Annotated in this window: 13 protein-coding genes; 7 read left to right on the top strand and 6 right to left on the bottom strand. The window is 72.3% G+C overall.

What is annotated here, in order from left to right; all coding sequences use genetic code 11:
* Positions 1–6 precede the first annotated feature (6 nt).
* Positions 7–2,685, top strand: coding sequence for an alpha-glucan family phosphorylase (gene glgP, locus ACFWP2_RS04690; RefSeq protein ID WP_380448262.1), 2,679 nt, complete (start codon positions 7–9; stop codon positions 2,683–2,685).
* 232 nt (positions 2,686–2,917) lie between these two features.
* Here glgP and ACFWP2_RS04685 read toward each other — a convergent pair whose 3' ends face one another.
* Together ACFWP2_RS04685 and ACFWP2_RS04680 are read right to left on the bottom strand one after the other, a co-directional pair.
* Positions 2,918–4,765 carry an ABC transporter ATP-binding protein gene (locus ACFWP2_RS04685; protein ID WP_380448260.1) on the bottom strand — a complete coding sequence of 616 codons (1,848 nt, stop codon included), beginning with the start codon at positions 4,763–4,765 and terminating at the stop codon, positions 2,918–2,920.
* Complete coding sequence (locus tag ACFWP2_RS04680) at positions 4,762–6,729, bottom strand: ABC transporter ATP-binding protein (RefSeq protein WP_380448258.1); 1,968 nt, start codon at positions 6,727–6,729, stop codon at positions 4,762–4,764. The genes ACFWP2_RS04685 and ACFWP2_RS04680 overlap by 4 nt, the downstream gene beginning before the upstream one ends.
* 234 nt (positions 6,730–6,963) lie before the next feature.
* Between ACFWP2_RS04680 and ACFWP2_RS04675 the strand changes: the two genes are divergently transcribed.
* The gene (locus ACFWP2_RS04675; protein ID WP_380448256.1) at positions 6,964–8,391 is read left to right on the top strand and encodes a family 2B encapsulin nanocompartment shell protein; all 1,428 of its coding nucleotides are present in this window, start codon (positions 6,964–6,966) and stop codon (positions 8,389–8,391) included.
* A gap of 10 nt (positions 8,392–8,401) precedes the next feature.
* On the opposite strand, the gene glgX is transcribed toward ACFWP2_RS04675, so the two are convergent.
* The gene (gene glgX, locus ACFWP2_RS04670; RefSeq protein WP_380448254.1) at positions 8,402–10,597 is read right to left on the bottom strand and encodes a glycogen debranching protein GlgX; all 2,196 of its coding nucleotides are present in this window, start codon (positions 10,595–10,597) and stop codon (positions 8,402–8,404) included.
* Positions 10,598–10,758: 161 nt separating this feature from the next.
* On the opposite strand from glgX, the gene ACFWP2_RS04665 reads away from it, so the two are divergent.
* The 4 genes from ACFWP2_RS04665 to ACFWP2_RS04650 all read left to right on the top strand — a co-directional run bounded on the left by ACFWP2_RS04665 (position 10,759) and on the right by ACFWP2_RS04650 (position 15,688).
* On the top strand, positions 10,759–12,078 hold the full coding sequence (locus ACFWP2_RS04665) for an Ig-like domain-containing protein (RefSeq protein WP_380448252.1): 1,320 nt from the start codon (positions 10,759–10,761) through the stop codon (positions 12,076–12,078).
* A 197-nt stretch (positions 12,079–12,275) separates the two neighbouring features.
* Positions 12,276–13,535 carry an Ig-like domain-containing protein gene (locus ACFWP2_RS04660; protein ID WP_380448250.1) on the top strand — a complete coding sequence of 420 codons (1,260 nt, stop codon included), beginning with the start codon at positions 12,276–12,278 and terminating at the stop codon, positions 13,533–13,535.
* A gap of 213 nt (positions 13,536–13,748) precedes the next feature.
* Positions 13,749–14,990 carry an Ig-like domain-containing protein gene (locus tag ACFWP2_RS04655; RefSeq protein WP_380448248.1) on the top strand — a complete coding sequence of 414 codons (1,242 nt, stop codon included), beginning with the start codon at positions 13,749–13,751 and terminating at the stop codon, positions 14,988–14,990.
* A 149-nt stretch (positions 14,991–15,139) separates the two neighbouring features.
* Positions 15,140–15,688, top strand: a complete 549-nt coding sequence (locus tag ACFWP2_RS04650) for an ATP-binding protein (protein WP_380448246.1) — start codon at positions 15,140–15,142, stop codon at positions 15,686–15,688.
* Positions 15,689–16,336: 648 nt separating this feature from the next.
* On the opposite strand, the gene ACFWP2_RS04645 is transcribed toward ACFWP2_RS04650, so the two are convergent.
* From ACFWP2_RS04645 to ACFWP2_RS04635, 3 genes are all read right to left on the bottom strand, one after another.
* A complete protein-coding gene (locus ACFWP2_RS04645; RefSeq protein WP_380448244.1) occupies positions 16,337–17,203 on the bottom strand; it encodes a hypothetical protein in 867 nt (288 codons plus the stop codon).
* A gap of 212 nt (positions 17,204–17,415) precedes the next feature.
* Positions 17,416–17,616 (bottom strand): DUF397 domain-containing protein, encoded by a 201-nt coding sequence (locus ACFWP2_RS04640; RefSeq protein ID WP_380448242.1) that lies wholly within the window; start codon positions 17,614–17,616, stop codon positions 17,416–17,418.
* Positions 17,613–18,422, bottom strand: coding sequence for a Scr1 family TA system antitoxin-like transcriptional regulator (locus ACFWP2_RS04635; protein ID WP_380448240.1), 810 nt, complete (start codon positions 18,420–18,422; stop codon positions 17,613–17,615). The genes ACFWP2_RS04640 and ACFWP2_RS04635 overlap by 4 nt, the downstream gene beginning before the upstream one ends.
* 161 nt (positions 18,423–18,583) lie before the next feature.
* On the opposite strand from ACFWP2_RS04635, the gene ACFWP2_RS04630 reads away from it, so the two are divergent.
* Positions 18,584–19,018 carry an ATP-binding protein gene (locus ACFWP2_RS04630; RefSeq protein ID WP_380448238.1) on the top strand — a complete coding sequence of 145 codons (435 nt, stop codon included), beginning with the start codon at positions 18,584–18,586 and terminating at the stop codon, positions 19,016–19,018.
* Positions 19,019–19,132 lie beyond the last annotated feature (114 nt).

The raw sequence follows: 19,132 nt of genomic DNA, 5'->3' as shown, positions 1-19,132 counted from the left end.
CACGCCGTGAAGGCAATCCGCAGATTCACCGTCCGCACCGTCCTGCCCGAACAACTCCAGCCGTTGCACGAGCTGGCCCTCAACCTGCGCTGGTCCTGGCACCCCGAGACCAGGGACCTCTTCCGGTCCGTGGACCCGGAGGTCTGGGCCGCGACCGGCGAGGACCCGGTGCGGCTGCTCGGGGAGGTCCCGGCCGCCCGACTGGCCGCGCTCGCCACCGACCGGCGCTTCCTGCGCAGACTCGGCGACCTCGCCGACGACCTGCGCGAGTACCTCACCGGCCCCCGCTGGTACCAGAACCGGCAGCAGTCCGACGCCGCCCCGCTGCCCGCCGCGATCGCCTACTTCTCGCCCGAGTACGGCATCGCCGCCGCGCTGCCCCAGTACTCCGGCGGACTCGGCATCCTGGCCGGCGATCACCTCAAGGCCGCCAGCGACCTCGGCGTACCGGTCATCGGGGTCGGCCTGTTCTACCGGCACGGCTACTTCCGCCAGTCCCTGAGCCGGGACGGCTGGCAGCAGGAGCGCTATCCGCTGCTCGACCCGGACGAACTGGCGGTCAGCCTGCTGCGGGAGGCCGACGGCACCCCCGGCCGGGTCGACCTCGCCCTGCCCGGCGGCCGCACCCTGACCGCCCACATCTGGAAGGCCCAGGTCGGGCGGGTCCCGCTGCTGCTGCTCGACTCCGACATCGAGGCCAACTCACCCGCCGAGCGGGACGTCACCGACCGGCTGTACGGCGGCGGCAGCGAACACCGGCTGCTCCAGGAGATGCTGCTCGGCATCGGCGGCGTCCGGGCGGTGCGCACCTACTGCCGGCTCACCGGGCACCCCGCCCCCGACGTCTTCCACACCAACGAGGGCCACGCCGGCTTCCTCGGCGTGGAACGCATCCGCGAACTGGTCGCCGACGGCCAGAGCGGCCTCGACTTCGCCGCCGCCCTGGAGGCCGTCCGGGCCGGCACCCTCTTCACCACCCACACGCCCGTCCCGGCCGGCATCGACCGCTTCGACCGCGAGCTGGTCGCCCGCCACTTCGGCGGCGACGCCGCGCTGCCGGGCGTACCGGTCGACCAGGTGCTCGCGCTCGGCGCCGAGAGCTGGCACGACGGGGACCCGAAGCTCTTCAACATGGCCGCCATGGGCCTGCGGCTGGCCCAGCGCGCCAACGGGGTCTCCACCCTGCACGGCGAGGTCAGCCGCTCGATGTTCAACGGCCTGTGGCCAGGCTTCGACCCCGCCGAGGTGCCGATCACCTCGGTCACCAACGGCGTGCACGCCGCCACCTGGATCGACCCGGCGGTGGTCCGGCTCGGCGCCGCCGAACTCGGCGCCGAGCGCGCCGAGGAGGCGATGACCACCGGCGAGACCGGGCGCTGGAGCGGACTGGAGAGGATCGGCAACACCGAGGTCTGGGAGCTGCGGCGCACCCTGCGGGCCCAGCTGGTGGAGGAGGCCCGCCGTCGGCTGCACGCCTCCTGGCGCCGGCGCGGGGCCGGCGCGGCCGAGCTCGGCTGGGTCTCCACGGTGCTCGACCCCGACGTGCTCACCATCGGCTTCGCCCGCCGGGTGCCCTCGTACAAGCGGCTCACCCTGATGCTGCGCGACCCGCAGCGGCTGCGCGCGCTGCTGCTGCACCCCACCCGGCCGGTGCAGATCGTCGTCGCCGGCAAGGCCCACCCGGCCGACGACGGCGGCAAGCGGCTGATCCAGCAGATGGTCGCCTTCGCCGACGACCCGGAGGTGCGGCACCGGATCGTCTTCCTGCCGGACTACGACATGGCGATGGCCCAGCGGCTCTACCCGGGCTGCGACGTCTGGCTGAACAACCCGCTGCGCCCGCTGGAGGCCTGCGGCACCTCCGGGATGAAGGCCGCGCTCAACGGCTGCCTCAACCTGTCCGTCCTGGACGGCTGGTGGGACGAGTGGTTCGACGGCCGCAACGGCTGGGCGATCCCCACCGCCGACGAGAGCGGCGGGGTGCTCGACCCGGACAGCGGCGAGGCCGAGCGGCGCGACGACATCGAGGCGGCCGCGCTCTACGACCTGATCGAGAACCAGGTCGCCGCCCGGTTCTACGACCGGGACGCCGACGGGCTGCCGCAGCAGTGGATCGCCATGGTCCGGCACACCCTGGTCACCCTCGGGCCCAAGGTGCTGGCCGGGCGGATGGTCCGGGAGTACGTCGAACGGCTGTACGCCCCGGCGGCGCAGGCCCAGCGGGAGCTGGCGGGGCAGCACCCGAACGGGCGGTTCACGGGCGCGCGCGAGCTGGCGGTCTGGAAGGCGAAGGTCCGGGAGGCGTGGCCGGCCGTCCGGGTCGAGCACGTCGAGGCGGACTGCCCGGCCGAGGCGCAGGAGCTGGGCAGCTCGCTGGCGCTGCGGGTGCAGGTCGCGCTCGGGACGCTGGAGCCGGGCGACGTCGAGGTGCAGGTGGTCTCCGGCCGGGTGGACGAACGGGACCGGATCTCGGACGCCTGCCTGCTCGCCCTCAAGCCGGTCGGCGGGCCCGACCTGGACGGCCGCACCCGCTACGAGGGCTCGCTGGAGCTGTGCCGGACCGGCCCGTTCGGCTACACCGTCCGGGTGCTGCCCGCGCACCCCCGGCTGGCCTCGCCGGCCGAGCTGGGGCTGGTCGCCCTGCCGGCCGAGTCGGCCGGGATGGACGCCGGGCTGCTGCGCTGACCCCGTGGGCGGCTGCCGTGCGTCCCGGCGAGGACGGCAGCCGCCGCACGGCGGCCTTCGCACGGCGGCCTTCGCACGGCGGCCTTCGCGTGGCGGCCTTCGCTCGGCGGCCGTGAACCGCGGCCGCGGCCGCGCCCGTAGGCACGATCGGGAAGTGGGGCGGCCCGGCCGGGTGCGTGACGGCGCACCCGGACGGGCACATTCAGGGGGCCCGGAGGCCCGGAGCGGGACTCTAGACCAGGCTGTCCCGCCAGGCCCGGTGGAGGGCGGCGAAGCGGCCGGAGCCGTCGATCAGCTCCTGTGGGGAGCCATCTTCCACGATCCGGCCCTGATCCATCACCAGGACACGGTCGGCGATCTCCACGGTGGAGAGCCGGTGGGCGATGATCACCGCCGTCCGTCCGGCCAGCACGGTGCGCATCGCACGCTGCACGGCCTGCTCCCCGGGGACGTCCAGCGAACTGGTCGCCTCGTCCAGGATCAGCACCGCCGGGTCGGCCAGCAGGGCGCGGGCGAAGGCCACCAGCTGGCGCTGGCCGGCCGAGATCCGGCCGCCGCGCTTGCGCACGTCGGTGTCGAAGCCGTCCGGCAGGGCGGCGACGAACTCGTACGCGCCGATGTCGCGGGCGGCCTGCTCGACCTCCTCGCGGGTGGCGCCGGGGCGGCCGATCGCGATGTTCTCGGCGACGGTGCCGGAGAACAGGAAGGACTCCTGGGTCACCATCACCACCCCGCGCCGCAGCTCGGAGGCGGCCAGGTCGCGCAGGTCCACGCCGTCCAGCCGGACCCGGCCGTCGGTGGGGTCGTAGAAGCGGGCCAGCAGCTTGGCGAGCGTCGACTTGCCCGCGCCGGTCGCGCCGACCACCGCCACCGTCTGCCCGGCCGGGATCACCAGGTCGAAGGCCGGCAGCACCTCCTTGCCGGTCCGGTAGGCGAAGCGGGTGCCCTCGAAGGCCACCTCCCGGCCCTTGCGGTCGGCCTGCGGCAGTTCGGCGGGCTCGGCGGGCTCGGCGACGGTCGGCTCGTGGGCGAGCAGGCCGGCGATCTTCTCCAGGGCGGCCGCGGCCGACTGGTAGCTGTTCAGGAACATCGCCAGCTGGTCGATCGGGTCGAAGAGCCGGCGCAGGTAGAGCGCGAAGGCGGTGAGCACGCCCAGCTCCAGCGCGTCGTCCACGACCAGGTAGGCGCCGACCAGCACCACGCCGGTGGTCCACACGTTGGCGGTGACGCGGGAGAGGCCGACGTAGCGGGCGATCTCCAGCAGGCCGTCCGCCGTCGCGGTGGCGGACTGCTGGTTGACCACGGCGAAGGCGGCGTCGTTGGCCTTCTCGCGGCGGAAGGCCTGCACCGGACGGATGCCGTTCATGGTCTCGGTGAAGCGGACGATCAGCGAGGCGGCCGAGGTGCGCGAGCGCCGGTAGACCCGGCGCGAGCGGCGGCGGAAGGAGCGGGCGATCAGGGCCAGCGGCAGGAAGGCCGCCAGCGAGACCAGGCCGAGCCGCCAGTCCAGCGCCAGCAGCAGCAGCGAGATGTAGCAGACCGACAGGAAGACCGTCAGCAGCTCCTGGAGGCCCTCGGAGAGCAGTTCGCGCAGCGCGTCGATGTCACTGGTGGCGCGGGAGATGATCCGGCCCGAGGTGTAGCGCTCGTGGAAGTCCAGGCTGAGCCGCTGGGCGTGCCGGAAGATCCGGCCGCGCAGCTCCAGCAGGATGTCCTGGTTGACCCGGGCGCTGATCTTGATGAACGCCCACTGGAGCACCGGGCTGAGCAGCGCGCAGAACAGGTAGGCCGCGACCACCGCGATCAGCGGGCCGGAGTCGTGCTCGCGCAGGGCCGGGATGCCGCGGTCCATCGCCACCGCGACCAGCAGCGGCCCGGACTGGAGCGCCGCCTGCTGGACCAGGATGATCACCATCGCGATGGCGATCCGGGCCCGGTGCGGGCCGAGCAGGGAGCGCAGCAGCGCCCCGGGCGCGCCCGGCGGGACGGGGATGTCCTCCTCGTCGGCGGGCGGCGGGGGCAGTTCCTCCTCGGGCGGCGCGGCGGGTCCGGTCCGCACGGGTTCGGCGGTGGTGGTCATGCGCGCCCTCCTTTCGACACGAGGGCGCCCTGGGGCACCGGGGCACCCTCGGGCACCGGGGCGGCCTCGCCCGACATCAGTTCCCGGTAGTGCGCGCAGTCGCGCAGCAGCTCCTGGTGGGTGCCGACGGCCGTGATCCGGCCGTCCGCCAGCACCGCGACCCGGTCGGCGAGCAGCACGGTGCTGGGGCGGTGGGCGACCACCAGGGCGGTGGTGGTGCCGAGCACCTCGCGCAGGGCCCGCTCGACCAGGGCCTCGGTGTGCACGTCCAGGGCGGAGAGCGGGTCGTCCAGCACCAGGAAGGCCGGGTCGCCGACCACCGCGCGGGCCAGCGCGAGGCGCTGGCGCTGGCCGCCGGACAGGCTCAGGCCCTGTTCGCCGACCTCGGTGTCCGGGCCCTGCGGGAGCTTCTCGACGAAGCCGGCCTGGGCGGTGGCGAGGGCGGTGCGCAGCTGCTCCTCGCCGGCGCCGGGGGCGCCCATCAGGACGTTCTCCCGGACGGTGGCGGAGAACAGGGTGGGCTCCTCGAAGGCGACGGCGACGAGTTCGCGCAGCCGCCGCCGGGGCAGCTCGCGGATGTCCCGGCCGTCCAGCGTGATGGTGCCGGCGGTGGCCTCGTACAGCCGGGGGAGCAGGGCGGTGAGCGTGGTCTTGCCGCTGCCGGTGGCGCCGACCAGGGCCATCGTCTCGCCGCTGCGGACGTGCAGGTCGATGCCGGTCAGCAGGTCGGGGCTGTCCTCGGGGGCGTCGGGGTAGCGGAAGCGGACGCCGGTGAAGCGGATGCCGTCCGGGGCGCCGGGGCCGGTGGCGGTGCCCGGGGCAGGGGTGCCCGGGGCAGGGGTGTCCAGGGCGGCGGTGTCCGTCTCGGGGGCCTCCGGCTCGTCCAGCACCTCGAAGAAGCGGTCGGTGGCGGTGGCCGCGTCGTTGCCGTAGGCGAGCAGCCAGCCGAGCGACTCGATCGGCCAGCGCAGCGCGAGCGCGGTGGAGAGGAAGGCGACCAGGGTGCCGGCGCTCAGCCCGCCGTCGGCCACCAGGTAGGCGCCGACGGCGAGGGCGCAGCCCAGCGCGATCTCCGGCAGGCCGACGGTGATCGCCCAGAGGTTGGCGAGCAGGTGCGCCTTGCGCAGCTCGGTGCGGCGCAGTTCCTGGGACTGGGCGCGGAAGCGCTCGGCCATCGAGCGGTGGCGGCCGAAGGCCTTGAGGATGCGGATGCCGAGGACGGACTCCTCGACCACGGTGGCGAGGTCGCCGTTCTGGTCCTGGGCGAGCCGGGTGGCGCCGGAGTAGCCGGCCTCGAACCGCCGGGTGGCCACGAACAGCGGGACGACCGGGGCCAGGGCGATCAGGGCGAGCCGCCAGTCCTGGGTGAACATCAGCACCGCGCCGGCCAGGAACATCACCGAGTTGACGATCAGGAAGACCAGCGGGAAGGCCAGGAACAGCCGCATGGTGTACATGTCGGCGGTGGCCCGGGAGAGCAGCTGGCCGGAGCCCCAGCGGTCGTGGAAGGAGACCGGCAGCCGCTGGAGCTTGGCGAAGAGGTCCCCGCGCATGGCCGTCTCCAGCCCGGCCAGCGGGCGGGCCAGCACCACGCGGCGGGTGTAGAACAGCGCGGACTCGACCAGGCCGAGGACCAGCAGCAGGCCGACCAGGGGCCAGAGGCCGTCCAGGTCGCGCTCGGCGAGCGGGCCGTCCACGATCCGGCCGAGGACCACCGGGACGGCGAGGGTGCTGAGCATGGCGAGGGTGGCGGCCGTCACCGAGACGGCCAGCCGGCCGCGGACGGCGCGGGCGTAGGGCCACAGGCGCAGCAGGGAGCGGACCGCGGAGCGTCGCGGACCGGACCCGGTCGGGGCGGCCGCGTGGGGTTCGGCGGGTTCGTCGGTTCTGCCGGTGCCGTCCGGTCCGTCGGTTCGGGGGCCCGTCCGGGGCGGTTGCTCGGTGTCCTGCCTGTTCTCGGCCATCGCCGTGAGGGTAGGCAGAGAGGCCGTCACTTCTCATCCGGTTTTTCGCCCCTGTCGTCGGCGCCCGGCGAGAACCGGCCACCCGAACGGGCGGGGCGCGCGCGAAGGAGGGGGCGCGCACGGTCGTTCGTGCGGGGAGGAGTGCGCCGCGCGCCTCTTGCGAGCGCCCTGCCGATCGGCCGATGACATCTCCTGACGGATGCCCTTTGACGCGCGAGTGACAGGAGTGCACACATGACGGTCGAAACCGAACCCACCCCCGGGCCCGGCTCCGCAATCGTGCAGGTGCGGGCCCAGCTCAGTCTCAGCACGACCGCCGCGCGGAACCTGGCGACGACGACCAAGTCGAAGCCGCAGATGCAGGAGATCACCTCCCGCTGGCTGCTGAAGATGCTGCCGTGGGTGCAGGTCAGCGCGGGCACCTACCGGGTCAACCGGCGGTTGAGCTTCGCCCCCGGGCAGGGCCGGGTGAGCTTCACGAAGACCGGCTCCGCGGTGACGGTGATCGCCCCCTCGCTGGCCGAGGTGCCGGCGCTGCGCGGTTTCGAGGACGAGGAGGTGCTGGCCGAGATGGCCCGCCGGTTCGTGCAGCGGGACTTCGCGCAGGGCGAGGTGCTGGTGCAGGAGGGGGCGCCGATCGAGCAGGTGTTCCTGATCGCGCACGGCAAGGTGGACCGGATCGGCACCGGCAAGTACGGCGAGCAGACCGTGCTCGGCTCGCTCGCCGACGGCGACCACCTCGGCGACGAGGCGATCACCGAGGGCGGCGGCACCTGGCCGTACACCGTGCGGGCGAGCACCTCCGGGGTCGCGATGGCGCTGTCCTGGCCGGTGCTCCAGGAGCTGGTCGGCCGCTCCGAGTCGCTGCGCGAGCAGCTGCTGGGCTTCGCCGCCGACGCCGCGCAGGCGCAGAACGAGCACGGCGAGGCAGCGATCGACCTCTCGGCCGGCCACCTGGGCGAGTACGAGCTGCCCGGCGCCTTCGTGGACTACGAGCTGAAGCCGCGCGAGTACGAGCTGAGCGTCGCGCAGACCGTGCTCAAGGTGCACAGCCGGGTCGCGGACCTCTACAACAAGCCGATGAACCAGACCGAGGAGCAGCTGCGGCTGACCATCGAGGCCCTGCGGGAGCGGCAGGAGCACGAGATCATCAACAACCCGGAGTTCGGCCTGCTCAACAACGCCGACTTCGATCAGCGGATCCAGACCCGCACCGGGGCGCCCACCCCGGACGACCTGGACGAGCTGCTGAGCATGCGCCGCGACACCGACTACCTGTTCGCCCACCCGCGGGCGATCGCGGCCTTCGAGCGGGAGTGCAACCGGGCCGGCGTCTACCCGTCGACCGTGGACGTCCTCGGCAAGCAGCGGCCGACCTGGCGCGGGGTGCCGATCTTCCCGTGCAACAAGATCCCGGTGTCCGACCAGCAGACCACCGCGTTCATCGCGATGCGCGTCGGCGAGGACAACCAGGGCGTGGTCGGTCTCACCCAGATCGGCATCCCGGACGAGGTGGAGCCGGGCCTGAACGTCCGGTTCATGGGCATCGACGAGAAGGCGATCGCCTCCTACCTGGTCAGCACCTACTACTCGGCGGCGGTGCTGGTGCCGGACGCGATCGGCGTGCTGGAGAACGTCGAGCTCGGGCACGCCCGCGGCTGAGTCCGGGCGTTCAGGCGGCGGGCGCGCGCAGCAGTCGCAGCGAGCGCCCGCCCAGGACGACGGAGCCGCGCTGGTCCGGTTGGCCCGGGTCCGGTCCGCCCGCGCCCACGGCGGTGTCGACCACCGTCCGCCACGCGGCGCCCGGCGCCGCCCAGGGCTCGCCGGGCAGGGTGAACACCACCGGTTCGTGGCCCGCGTTGAGCAGCAGCAGGAAGCCGTCGTCGCTGAGCGGCAGTCCGGCCTCGTCCCGTTCGGACAGCGCGGTGCCGGAGAGCAGCATGCCGAGGCAGGCGGTCGGCGCGAACCAGTCGGCCTCGGTCATCCCGGTGCCCCGCGGGGTGAACCAGACGAGGTCGGGCCGGCCGCCGGGGGTGGTGGCGCGGCCGGAGAAGAACGCCCGCCGGCGCAGCACCGGGTGGGCCCGGCGCAGCCGGACCAGCCGGGCGGTGAGCTCGCACAGCTGCTGCCACCCGGGCTGCTCCAGCAGCGACCAGTCCAGCCAGCCGACCTCGTTGTCCTGGCAGTAGGCGTTGTTGTTGCCGCCCTGGGTGCGGCCCAGCTCGTCCCCGGCGGTGATCATCGGGATGCCGGCGGAGAGCAGCAGGGTGGCCGTCAGGTTGCGCAGCTGGCGCAGCCGCAGGGAGTTGACCGCCGGGTCGGTGGTCTCGCCCTCGGCGCCGTGGTTCCAGGAGCGGTTGTCGTCGGTGCCGTCCCGGTTGTCCTCGCCGTTGGCCTCGTTGTGCTTGCGGTCGTAGGAGACGAGGTCGCGCAGGGTGAAACCGTCGTGCGCCGTCACGTAGTTGACCGAGGCGCCGGGGCGGCGGCCGGCCCGCTGGTAGAGGTCGGAGGAGCCGGAGAGGCGGTAGCCGAGCTCGCGCACGTCCGGGCGGGCGCCGCGCCAGAAGTCCCGTACGGTGTCGCGGTACTTGTCGTTCCACTCGGCCCACAGCGGGGGGAAGCCGCCGACCTGGTAGCCGCCCGGGCCCACGTCCCAGGGCTCGGCGATCAGCTTCACCCGGCGGAGCAGCGGATCCTGGGCGACGGCGGCGAGGAAGGGGTGCTCCATGTCGACGGCGTCGCCGCCGTTCGGGCCGCCGCGGGCCAGCGCGGCGGCCAGGTCGAAGCGGAAGCCGTCCACGCCCATCTCGGCGACCCAGTAGCGCAGTGAGTCGGTGACCAGCCGGATCACCTGGGGGCGGCGGGTGTCCAGGGTGTTGCCGCAGCCGGTGTAGTCGGCGTAGCCGCGCGGGCGGTTGGGCGGGAGGCGGTAGTAGGCGGCGTTGTCGATGCCGCGCAGCGAGAGCGCCGGGCCGAGTGCGCCGCCCTCGGCGGTGTGGTTGAACACCACGTCCAGGATCACCTCGATCCCGGCGGCGTGCAGGGCGCGGACCATCCGCTTGAACTCGCCGACCTGGCCGCCGCGGGATCCGGAGGCCGAGTAGCCGGCGTGCGGGGCGAAGTAGCCGATCGTGTTGTAGCCCCAGTAGTTGACCAGTCCGCGGGCTTGGAGGTGGTCCTCGCTGGCGTGCTGGTGCACCGGGAGCAGCTCGACGGCCGTCACCCCGAGGCGGGTGAGGTGGGCGAGGGCGGCGGGGTGGGCGAGGCCGGCGTAGGTGCCGCGCAGCTCCGGCGGGACGTCGGGGTGGCGCATGGTGAAGCCGCGCACGTGCAGCTCGTAGAGCACCGTCTCGGACCAGGGGGTCTTCGGGCGGGTGTCGTCGGACCAGTCGTCCTCGTCGTGGACGACCACGGACCTGGGCACGTACGGGGCGGAGTCGCGGTTGTCCCGGACGGTGTCGGCGACGTCCGCCTCGGGCCAGTTGCGGACGGCGGAGCAGGCGGCGTCGTGCGAGGTGTAACAGCCGTCGACGGCGCGGGCGTACGGGTCGAGCAGCAGTTTGGCCGGGTTCCAGCGGGCGCCGGTCCACGGGTCCCAGCGGCCGTGCACGCGGAAGCCGTAGCGGGTGCCGGGGCGCACGCCGGGGAGGAAGCCGTGCCAGACCTGGACGTCCTGCTCGGTGAGGGGGTGCCGGCTCTCCCGGCCGTCATCGTCGAACAGGCACAGCTCGACGGCCTCGGCGCCGGCCGCCCAGAGCGCGAAGTTGGTGCCGGGTTCTCGGCGGCCGGCGGGGCCCCGGCGGCCGGTGTGGAAGCGGGCGCCCAGGGGGTGCGGGCTGCCGGGGGTCAGCTCCTGGTCCGACGCCATGGCGGGGGCCTCCCTGGGGTGGGGTGTTCCGGGTCCGTTCACCTTTCCTTTCCCGGATTGCGCGGAGCGGAAGCGGTGGGGGTGGGTGGGGTGGCGTGTCTTCGCCGGGAGGGGGCTCGTTGTTCCGGGCGTCGGACGGTGAACAGTGGGAGGGCCCCGGGATGCGGCGCCGAGGACGGGTGTGGGCTCGGGGTGCGGCGGCGGTGGCCTGCTGCCTGGCCGTTCTGGCGGGGTGCGGCGGGCCGCCGGTCGCGCCGGACGGGGACGCGGTCGCGGGGGGCGGGCGGGCGGTGCCGGCGGCGCCCTCGCGGGCGGTGCTCTCCGTGCAGCCGGCCGACGGGGCGCAGGACGTGCAGCCGGAGGGGGCCGTCCGGGTGGGGGTGGCGCAGGGGCGGCTGGTGTCCGTGCGGCTGGCGGACGGCAAGGGCGCCGAGGTGCCGGGCACGATCGGGCCGGACGGGAGCGGGTGGGTGCCGGACGGGCCGCTGCCGCTCGGGACGGCCTTCACCGTGGACGCCGTCGCCGAGGACGAGCAGGGCCGGAAGGCGGCCCAGCACTCGGCGTTCACGACCGTCACCCCGACGCACACCTTCGTGGCCTTCTTCACCCCGGAGGACGGCTCCACGGTCGGCGTCGGCATGCCGGTCTCGCTGCGCTTCAGCCGGACGATCACCGACCGGGCGGCGGTGGAGCGGGCCGTGCAGGTGACGGCGGACCCGCCGGTGCCGGTGGCGGCGCACTGGTTCGGCGGCCAGCGGCTGGACTTCCGGCCGGAGCAGTACTGGGCGGCCGGCACCAGGGTCACGGTGACGCTGCGGCTCAAGGACGTGCAGGGCGCGCCGGGGGAGTACGGCACCCAGAGCCGGGACCTGCACTTCACCGTCGGCCGGGCGCAGGTCTCCACCGTCGACCTGGACGCCCACACGCTGACCGTCCGGGCCGGCCAGGGCGGCAAGGTGGTCCGGGTGCTCAAGGTCTCCGGCGGCAGCCGCGACCACTCGACCTACCGGGGGGTGATGGTGGTGTCGGAGAAGTACAAGGTGACCCGGATGAACTCGCAGACCGTCGGCATGGGCGACGAGTACGACATCCAGGACGTGCCGCACGCGATGCGGCTGACCACCTCCGGCACCTTCGTGCACGGCAACTACTGGGCCGGCCCGGGGGTGTTCGGCGCCGCCAACACCAGCCACGGCTGCATCGGGCTGGCCGACGCGAAGGGCGGGGCGAGCAAGGACTCCCCGGCGGGCTGGCTGTTCGAGCACACCATCCCGGGGGACGTGCTGGAGGTGAAGGCCTCGTCCGGGGACTTCGTGCCGCCGCAGAACGGGCTCAACGGCTGGAACGTGCCGTGGGAGCAGTGGGTGGCCGGGAGCGCGCTGCGGCAGGTTCCGTCGGCCGGGGCGTCCGCGCCGGCCGGGGGCGCCGTGTCGGCCGGGGCGTCCGTGTCGGCCGTGCCGTCCGTGTTCGCTGTGCCGTAGGGGGCACTTGCGCCCGTTCCGTCCGGCTTTACCACTGCTTCACATGCCGTCAACCCGACTCCTCTCAGCTTTCACTCGGAAGGCTTAGTTATCCTGCTCCGGCGCGTCCGGGATCCGGCCGGAAAGATCGGCCGGACGGTGCAACTCATGGGGGCACTCAACGCGTCAAGTGAGTGAAGACCGGGAGGGGAGAAACCGTGAAGACGGGTAAGACGGCCGGCGCGGCGATACGCACCACCAACCGCTACGGGCGCAGGACTGCGATGGCGCTGGTCATGGGTGGGGTGCTGCTGCTGACCGCCGCGTGCAACGACGACAAGGGCAGCGGTTCGGGCGGTTCGGGTGGTTCGGAGGCCGGTGGTGCGGCCTCGGCGCCGGCCGCGGCGGACGGGGGCGGGTCGGCCACGCCGAAGCCCTCGGCCGCGGTGCTCGCCGTCGAGCCGAAGGACGGTGCGCTGGACGTCCCGCCGAACGGGCTCCAGGTGTCCGTCTCCAACGGCAAGCTCACCACGGTCGAGGTGACCGACAAGGACGGCAAGCCGGTCGAGGGCGCGATCGCCCCGGACGGCAGCGGCTGGAAGCCCGCGGGGGCGCTGGCCGTCGGCATGGCCTACAAGGTGAACGCGCAGGCCAAGGACGGCGAGGGCCTGGTGGCCGCGTCCACCACCTCGTTCACCACGCTGACGCCGGAGAAGAAGATCTCCACCAACGACAACATCAGCGACGGCGCCACCTACGGCGTCGGCATGATCGTCTCGGTGAACTTCAACAAGGACGTCAAGAACAAGGACGCCGTCCTCAAGGGCATCAGCATCGAGTCCAGCAACGGCACCGTGGTCAAGGGCCACTGGTTCGGCGACCGCCGGGTGGACTTCCGTCCGGAGAAGTACTGGGTGCCGGGCACCAAGGTGACCGTCAAGTACCGGCTGAAGAACGTCGAGGTCGCCCCGGGCATCTACGGCGACGTGGACAAGGACGAGCCGTTCACCATCGGCCGCTCGATGATCTCCACCGCGGACGCCAAGTCGCACCAGATGACCGTCGAGCGGGACGGTCAGAGCGCCACCCTGCCGGTCACCCTGGGCGCGGACGCCACGCCGTCCTGGGGCGGGACGATGGTGGTCATGTCCAAGGAGAAGGTCACCCGGATGAACTCGCAGACCGTCGGTCTCGGCGGCGAGTACGACATCCAGGACGTGCCGCACGCGATGCGGCTGACCACCTCCGGCACCTTCGTGCACGGCAACTACTGGGCCAGCCCGTTCGGCAAGACCAACGCCAGCCACGGCTGCGTGTCGATGCAGGACGTCAAGGGCGGCAGCGACAGCTCGGTCGCGGGCAAGTTCTTCAACGACTCGATGATCGGCGACCCGATCAAGGTCGTGAACACCAAGGAGAAGACCGTCGCGCCCTCCAACGGGCTGGGCGGCTGGAACGTGGACTGGGCCAACTGGTAGGCCCTACCCGGAGGTGAGCCCGGCTACCCGGGCCCTCCGGCGAGTCCTTCGTCGCGCGGCCCGATCCTCACCCGTTGGGGGCGGGCCGCCGCGGTTTCCGGGGCGGCGAGCCCCGTGCATGGCGCAACCTTTCCGGTGGCCGGGTGCGTGTACCGGTCGGGTCCGTCGGGTCCACGGGGAGTTTCTCGGATCTTCTGAGGGAGGGAATCGACGTTGAGGTCGATACGCAGAGTGGTGGCGGTCGGTCTGGTCGGCGGGGCGATGGCGCTGACGGCCGCCTGCGGCGGGGGTGACGGGGGCAGCGGGGGGAGCGCGGCCAAGGCCGACCTGGGGGCCGGCGCGGCCGCTGCGGGCAGCGCGAAGCCCACGGCGGCGGCCGCGCCCACCAGCGCGGCGCCGAAGGTCTCCACGGCCGCCGTGAGCATCGAGCCCAAGGCCGGCTCGGTGGACGTGGCGCCGAACGCGCTCAAGGTCGGCGCGACCGGGGGGAAGCTCACCACCGTCAAGGTGAACGACAAGGCCGGCAAGGAGGTCCCCGGCACCATCTCCGCCGACGGCGCCTCCTGGACGCCCGCGGCCCCGCTGGAGGTGGGCACCGCCTACCAGGTCAGCGCGATGGCCGCGGACGCCGGCGGCGCGGTCGCCACGGCGGACAGCAACTTCACCACGCTGACCCCGACGGCACTCGCCAAGGCCTCGGACAACGTGGACAACGACGCCACCTACGGCGTCGGCATGATCGTCTCGGTGAACTTCAGCAAGGACGTCAAGAACAAGGACGAGGTCGCCCGGGGCATCACCTTCCAGACCGACAACGGCACCGTGGTGAAGGGCCACTGGTTCGGCGACCGCCGACTGGACTTCCGCCCGGAGGACTACTGGAAGTCCGGGACCAAGGTGGTCGTGCACTACCGGCTCAAGAGCGTCGAGATCGCCCCGGGGGTGTACGGCACGGACCGGGACGAGCCCTTCACGATCGGGCGGTCCCAGCTTTCGACGGTTGACGCCGCGGCGCACAAGATGACAGTCGTACGGGACGGTGTGCCGAGCGACATCGACATCAGCGCCGGTGCGCCCGAACACCCCACCTGGAACGGCACGATGGTGATCATGTCCAAGGAGGGTGTGGTGCGGATGCAGTCCAGCACCCTCCCCGGCATGACCGGCGCGCCGTACGACCTCCAGGTCCCGCACTCGATGCGGCTCACCGACTCCGGCACGTACGTGCACGGCAACTACTGGAGCAGCAGCAGCACCTTCGGCGAGGACAACGTCAGCCACGGCTGCGTGGGCCTCAAGGACGTCGAGGGCGGCGGCGCCAACACCTCCATGGGCAAGTTCTACGACGGCTCGCTGGTCGGCGACGTGATGGTCGTGAAGAACTCGATCCGGAAGGAGACGCTCGACCCGGCGAACGGGCTGAGCGGTTGGAACGTGCCGTGGAGCGCCTGGTGACGGGCTGCTGAGACGGCGGAGGGGTCAACCCGGGCTTGACGGAAGTCGGCCCGGGGAGACCCCTTCTTGCTTCCGGCATATGCCGCGCCGGGGAGATCGTTTGCTCATTGTCCGTACGCGGCTGCTTGCGTTCCGCAATGATGGTCCGCATGGCGGGTTGGGGCGAAACAGATCAGTCACTGGTTCCCGGGGCCGGCGTGGTGGCCGAGTACTCCTGGATCGACGTCCAGGGCGGCGGGCTCTCGGCGTTGGAGCGGCTCACCTCCAAGGAGTTGGAGGAGCTGTACTCCGGCAGACTGTGCGACCAGTCCGCGCCCAACGAGGTGCGGCTGCCGTCCCGGCCGGAGTCGGGCCCGGTGGCCCGCAGACTGGTGCTCTCCGTCCTGGAGAACTGGGACCTCCACCAGCACCTGGAGGCCGGGGAACTGCTCACCAGCGAGCTGGTGGCCAACGCGGTGCGGCACGCGGCCGGGCGCACCATCGGCCTGCACGTCAGCCGCAAGCCCGGCTGGCTCCGGATCGAGGTCCGGGACTCGTCGAGGGCGCTGCCCTGCATGATCCTCGCCGAGGCCAAGCCGGTGAACGAGCGCGGGCGGGGGCTGAAGGTGGTCGACGACCTGGCCGACCGCTGGGGCGCGGACCTGCTGCCGCGGGGCAAGGGCGTCTGGTTCGAGCTGAAGGTGCGGGAGCGGGGCTGAGCGCGTCCGGGCGGATTCCCCTGGAAAACGCGCAAGGCCCCCGGATTCGCCGTGGTCCGGCGGGCGGGGGCCCTTGCAAGTCATCGCGCCGGCCAAGGGGGTGCGTGCCGCGCGATGGGCGTCGGCAGTGCCAGGTCGGGCCCGCCGAAGTCATCGACCCAGGGCGGCGCGCTGTGTCGCCCGCCGTTGGGATGCTTCGACTATCGCACGGATCTCAGCATGCGGGCAAACCAGCTGTCTTGGATTTCAAGGTTTGTTACCTAGTTCACCTTGGGATTCCGCATAGGTTAACGCTTAGGCCTGTGAATATTCATGATCCCCGGGGCTGAGAAGCGCCGCACCCGCCTGCCCGTGGCGGGCTCCGCCGCCAGGGGCCGCCTTGCTCCGGGGTTGGTGTCCCAGGCGCTGCCAGGCGGGCGTGACGGCCGAGCCGGTGTCGCCGACCAGGCTGTGGAGCCGGGCGCCGACCAGGTCGTTCCCATGAGCCGGGCGACATCGCGCTGCGTGAGGCCGCGCTTCTTGCGGGCCGCGACGAGTGCCTCCACGAGCGCGGCGTGGGCCTCGGCGTCTTCCCGGCCTGCTGCGGCGCGGGGGTCGTCCGGGTCGGTGCCGAGTGGATCGCGTGGTGCGGGTGCCGTGGTCGACATGTCAACGAGCGGGTGCTGTAGGGCTGTTGTGGCTTCGGAGGGCGTCGCGGGCTCGGGCGGCGTGCTGGTGGACGGTGGCGGGGGAGAGGCGTCGGTGGGACGGCGGGGTCGCGGGAGTGCCGCGACAGGCGTGGCAGAGACCGCCGAGGAGCGCTGGCGGGCGGCACGGGGTGCGGCAGGCGGTGCACTCGGGAATGCGGGCGACTGCCGGATCGGGCCGTGGGCGTACCGGGGGCAGCTTGTCGAGCAGGCGGCGGCGGGTGAAGGCCGCCGGACTGTGCACCGGGGTGGGCAGGCCCGCGGTGAGGGCGGCCGTGAAGAGGGCCGGAGTGGTGCCCCGCTCGAACCACTCGGCGGCGAGCGGTTCGAGCGCTTCGCAGTCGGCGGCGGAGAGGGAGAGGCGGGTGTCCGCGAGGCCGAGGCCGGCGAGGGCGGCGTAGGCGGCCGAGACGGGGGAGGTGCGGTTGCGGATTCCCTCTTCCGGGGGGTCCGGTGCCGAATCCGTTGACGCCTCCCCGGCGTCCCGGGCCTCCCCGGTGGCGAGGAAGTGGTTCCACCAGGCGTCGGAGCGGGGCGTGCGGGAGAAGTAGGTGCGGAACACCCACTGGGGCCGTTCGGCGTTCACGCGCTCCCGGACGCGGCGCAGGTGACCTGCGGCGGAGAGCCTGTTGAGAGCGGTGCGGCACGCCATCTGCCCGAAGAGGGGCTGGTGTGCGGCGAGCGTCTTGACGTCCATCGCGGCGCCGTCGGGGAGCCGGTTGATCAGGCTGGCGAGGTACGCCTCGCGGGCCGGGAGGTGGGCGAAGTCGTCGGCGGCCGGGGGAAGTTGCCCGGGGGCGGACTGCTTGCCGTATCCGGGGGAGGCCATGACGGTAGAGTCGTGGGTAGCCACAGGATCGAGCTCGCATTTCGATCGTGCCGGTCAGACCCCCGTTCGGTGTTGGTAGCACCGGCGGGGGTTGTTTCGTTAGTGCGCACGCTACATGGGGGAACCGACTGTGGCGAAGCGATGACGATAAGTCATATCTGCTGCGTGCGGGGGTGGTTGGAAGGTGGTTACCCACCCGTTCCATTAAGGGGTCACTCGGGCTTGGTGACTTGAGCTTCGGCCGCGAAGGTGACGAAGGCCGACCAGGCGGCGGGGGTGAAGGAGAGGGTCGGGCCGGCCTTGTCCTTGGAGTCCCGGACGTGGATGGTGGAGGGGGAGGGGGCGACTTCGATGCACTCGCCGCCCTCGTAGTTGCTGTAGCTAGAGCGGAACCACGGCATGGTGGCGTTCATAGTTGCTCCAGTGTCTTTCTGATGAGCTGTGCCGATTCCTGTGTGTTCAAGCCTCGCGCGCGGATCATCGCGTGACGTCGGCTGAGTTCGCCGACCAGGCGCGGTTCGGAGTGGAGAGCGTTCGTTCCGTGCGTCTCAACATACGCGTACTGCTCGTTGTCGATCGTTTCGAGGATGATCAGCGAACCTGAGAGTCCGGAGGGAGCCACCTGTCCGATGGGTACGACCTGGATCTGAATATTGCGCGTGTGCTCGACCGCAAGCAGACGATGGAGCTGCTCCTTCATGACCTCCTTGCCGCCGATGGAGGTGTGGAAGGCCGCTTCGTAGATGGTGAAGCTGAATAGCACCTCGGGCAGTTCCAGTCGCTCCTGCCGCTTGAGGCGCTGGGCCAAGCGTTCTTCAACCGTAGCGTTGTCCACAGGCGGCATGTGATGGCTGAGGAGTGTCCTGGCATAGGCCTCGGTCTGCAACAGGCCCGGGATGTGGAGGGCCTCATAGAAGTAAAAGGCGACGGCCTCCTTCTCGACATCGAAGTAGACATCGCTGCGTGAGGGCTTTGGTTCCGGCACCAGGTACGGGTGCGCCCCCAGAAGCATCCCCTGTGCGTCGCACAGCTCATCTGCCACCTGAAGCACCTTGAGTGACGGCCTCCGTCTCCCGGCCTCCATCGATCGAATGCTCTCGATGTCGTAGCTGGCTGCCTGACTCAACTGTTCCCGCGTCACACCTGCCCGTTGGCGCCACCGCTTGATCTGATCGCCGCAGTACTTCCACGACATCGGGTTGTCCTTCGGCGCGCTCATCGCCCCGTGCCCCTCCCTGCCCTGGTCGCAGGGCGGTCAAGCTCTCGCTGTACCTGCGGCGTTACTGCTGAGGCTATGCCCGGCTGCCGACGCTTGAAGGGTGAAATGGCCGAACTCAGCTCTTGCGAGTGAAGCCGTCCGTACGCCCCCCAAGGACTCTGATGCTCGCTCAGCCCTTCGACCTCGTCGAGTGGATGTTCCCCCGCCTCCCTCGCAGCGCCGGTCGTGCCCGTATCCGGTTCATCCGGCAGGCCTTCGAGTGGGAGGTGCCGATCGACTCCGCCGAGACCGGCCTGATCCTCCTCAGCGAACTCGTCACCAACGCCTGCCGCCACGCCCGTGGCCCCCGTGACCGGATGATCGGCGTGCGCGTCCTCCTCCCCACCGACTCCCTCCTCCGCATCGAGGTCTCGGACGCGAACTCCGACCTGCCGACGCTGCGCCACGCCACCGCCGAGGACGAGTCCGGCCGGGGCCTCGAACTCGTTGCCGCCCTCGCCACCTCCTGGGGCGCCCACCTGCGCGGCAAGGGCTACATCGGCAAGACCGTCTGGTGCGAACTCGCCCTCCCCACCCCGGCCAACCCGCACGGCTGAGCCGGCCCACCGACCGCGGGGGGAGTGGGGCCCCCCCCCCGCGGGCGCGGGGGGGGGCCGCCGCAATGACCCCCCCCCCCCCAGCCGCCCCCCGCCGGCGGGCCGGGTGCAAGA

Origin of the sequence: Kitasatospora sp. NPDC058444 (assembly GCF_042721415.1) — a bacterium.
Classification (GTDB): domain Bacteria; phylum Actinomycetota; class Actinomycetes; order Streptomycetales; family Streptomycetaceae; genus Kitasatospora.
Note: the sequence above shows the minus strand (reverse complement) of the source record. Positions and strands in the feature narration are given on the sequence as shown.